Genomic DNA, 3,247 nt, shown 5'->3' with positions numbered 1-3,247 from the left:
AGCGACTGTTTGGGGTTGTATAGTCAAGTAATTAAGTGCATGTGGTGGATGCCTTGGCAGTCAGAGGCGATGAAAGACGTAATAGCCTGCGATAAGCTCCGGGGAGGCGGCAAATATCCTGTGATCCGGAGATTTCTGAATGGGGAAACCCACCCGCTATAAGGCGGGTATCATAAACTGAATACATAGGTTTATGAGGCGAACGAGGGGAAGTGAAACATCTCAGTACCCTTAGGAAAAGAAATCAATTGAGATTCCCTCAGTAGCGGCGAGCGAACGGGGAAAAGCCCATTAAGTTATCTAAGCTTTAGTGGAACGCTCTGGGAAGTGCGACCATAGTAGGTGATAGTCCTGTACGCGAAAGGGCTTAGATAATGATGTCGAGTAGGGCGAGGCACGTGAAACCTTGTCTGAATATGGGGGGACCATCCTCCAAGGCTAAATACTCCTGACTGACCGATAGTGAACCAGTACCGTGAGGGAAAGGCGAAAAGAACCCCTGTGAGGGGAGTGAAATAGATCCTGAAACCGCATGCATACAAGCAGTGGGAGCCAACTTGTTTGGTGACTGCGTACCTTTTGTATAATGGGTCAGCGACTTACATTCAGTAGCAAGGTTAACCGATTAGGGGAGCCGTAGAGAAATCGAGTCTTAATAGGGCGTTTAGTTGCTGGGTGTAGACCCGAAACCGGGTGATCTATCCATGAGCAGGTTGAAGGTTGGGTAACACTAACTGGAGGACCGAACCCACTGTCGTTGAAAAGCCAGGGGATGACTTGTGGATAGGGGTGAAAGGCTAATCAAACTCGGTGATAGCTGGTTCTCCCCGAAAGCTATTTAGGTAGCGCCTCGGACGAATACCATTGGGGGTAGAGCACTGTTTCGGCTAGGGGGTCATCCCGACTTACCAAACCGATGCAAACTCCGAATACCAATGAGTACTATCCGGGAGACAGACTGCGGGTGCTAACGTCCGTAGTCAAGAGGAAAACAATCCAGACCGCCAGCTAAGGCCCCAAAATTATAGTTAAGTGGGAAACGATGTGGGAAGGCATAGACAGCTAGGAGGTTGGCTTAGAAGCAGCCACCCTTTAAAGAAAGCGTAATAGCTCACTAGTCGAGTCGGCCTGCGCGGAAGATGTAACGGGGCTAAAACTATATGCCGAAGCTGCGGATTTACACATTAGTGTAAGTGGTAGGGGAGCGTTCTGTAAGCCGATGAAGGTGGATTGAGAAGTCTGCTGGAGGTATCAGAAGTGCGAATGCTGACGTGAGTAACGACAAAACGGGTGAAAAACCCGTTCGCTGAAAGACCAAGGGTTCCAGTCCAACGTTAATCGGGGCTGGGTGAGTCGACCCCTAAGGCGAGGCCGAGAGGCGTAGTCGATGGGAAATTGGTTAATATTCCAATACTTCAGTGTAATGCGATGAGAGGACGGAGAAGGTTAAGTCAGCCTGGCGTTGGTTGTCCAGGTGAAAGGAAGTAGGCATGTATCTTAGGCAAATCCGGGGTACTCTATGCTGAGATCTGACAGCAAGCTGTACTTGTACAGTGAAGTGGCTGATACCATACTTCCAGGAAAAGTCTCTAAGCTTCAGTTACACTGGAATCGTACCCGAAACCGACACAGGTGGTCAGGTCGAGTAGACCAAAGCGCTTGAGAGAACTCTGCTGAAGGAACTAGGCAAAATGGTACCGTAACTTCGGGAGAAGGTACGCTGCTTTTGGTGATGGAACTTGCTTCCTGAGCTGAGAGCAGCCACAGAAACCAGGCCCCTGCAACTGTTTATTAAAAACATAGCACTCTGCAAACACGAAAGTGGACGTATAGGGTGTGATGCCTGCCCGGTGCTGGAAGGTTAATTGATGGGGTTAGCGTAAGCGAAGCTCTTGATCGAAGCCCCAGTAAACGGCGGCCGTAACTATAACGGTCCTAAGGTAGCGAAATTCCTTGTCGGGTAAGTTCCGACCTGCACGAATGGCATAATGATGGGGGCGCTGTCTCCAGCAGAGGCTCAGTGAAATCGAAATCGCCGTGAAGATGCGGTGTACCCGCGGCTAGACGGAAAGACCCCGTGAACCTTTACTGCAGCTTGACATTGAACTTTGATCTTACTTGTGTAGGATAGGTGGGAGGCTTTGAAACCGAGACGCTAGTTTCGGTGGAGCCAATCTTGAAATACCACCCTGGTAATATTGAGGTTCTAACTCTGTCCCGTTATCCGGGACGAGGACCATGTCTGGTGGGTAGTTTGACTGGGGCGGTCTCCTCCTAAAGAGTAACGGAGGAGTACGAAGGTGCGCTCAGCGTGGTCGGAAATCACGCGTAGAGTATAAAGGCAAAAGCGCGCTTAACTGCGAGACCCACAAGTCGAGCAGGTACGAAAGTAGGTCTTAGTGATCCGGTGGTTCTGTATGGAAGGGCCATCGCTCAACGGATAAAAGGTACTCTGGGGATAACAGGCTGATACCGCCCAAGAGTTCATATCGACGGCGGTGTTTGGCACCTCGATGTCGGCTCATCTCATCCTGGGGCTGAAGCAGGTCCCAAGGGTATGGCTGTTCGCCATTTAAAGAGGTACGCGAGCTGGGTTTAGAACGTCGTGAGACAGTTCGGTCCCTATCTACCGTGGGCGCTGGAAATTTGAGAGGATCTGCTCCTAGTACGAGAGGACCAGAGTGGACGAACCTCTGGTGTACCGGTTGTGACGCCAGTCGCATCGCCGGGTAGCTATGTTCGGAAGGGATAACCGCTGAAAGCATCTAAGCGGGAAGCCTACCTCAAGATAAGATTTCCCTTGGACTTTATGTCCACTAAAGAGCCGTTGAAGACTACGACGTTGATAGGTTGGATGTGGAAGTGCGGTGACGCATGAAGCTGACCAATACTAATTGCTCGTGAGGCTTGACTATACAACACCCAAACAGTTGTATGTAAAGCATCAATTGATTCACATATAATCAATCAAACTTGATTTAGTTGAAAAGCTAGATAAAATGAACACCTTAAATTAACTCAAGTACTTCTGTTAATAACTCATTTGGTAGAAAACTTAGCACGAAGAGCACTGCTCTGAGATTAGACTAAGCAAGTATCCATAACAGTTGTGCTGGCGACAATAGCAAGAGTGAACCACCTGATCCCTTCCCGAACTCAGAAGTGAAACCTCTTAGCGCTGATGGTAGTGTGGGGTTACCCATGTGAGAGTAAGTCATCGCCAGCTCATTATTCGAAACACCCCCTG

General features: G+C 49.4%; 2 rRNA genes. Both read left to right on the top strand.

Going from position 1 to position 3,247, the window contains the following annotated elements:
- The first annotated feature begins 21 nt into the window (after nucleotides 1–21).
- A 23S ribosomal RNA gene (locus tag FTU06_RS16495) occupies nucleotides 22–2,915 on the top strand.
- 196 nt (nucleotides 2,916–3,111) lie between these two features.
- Nucleotides 3,112–3,226 (top strand): 5S ribosomal RNA (rrf, locus tag FTU06_RS16490).
- The last annotated feature ends 21 nt before the right edge of the window (nucleotides 3,227–3,247 follow it).

The organism is Acinetobacter sp. YH12052 (assembly GCF_013419835.1).
Lineage (GTDB): Bacteria > Pseudomonadota > Gammaproteobacteria > Pseudomonadales > Moraxellaceae > Acinetobacter > Acinetobacter amyesii.
Note: the sequence above shows the minus strand (reverse complement) of the source record. Positions and strands in the feature narration are given on the sequence as shown.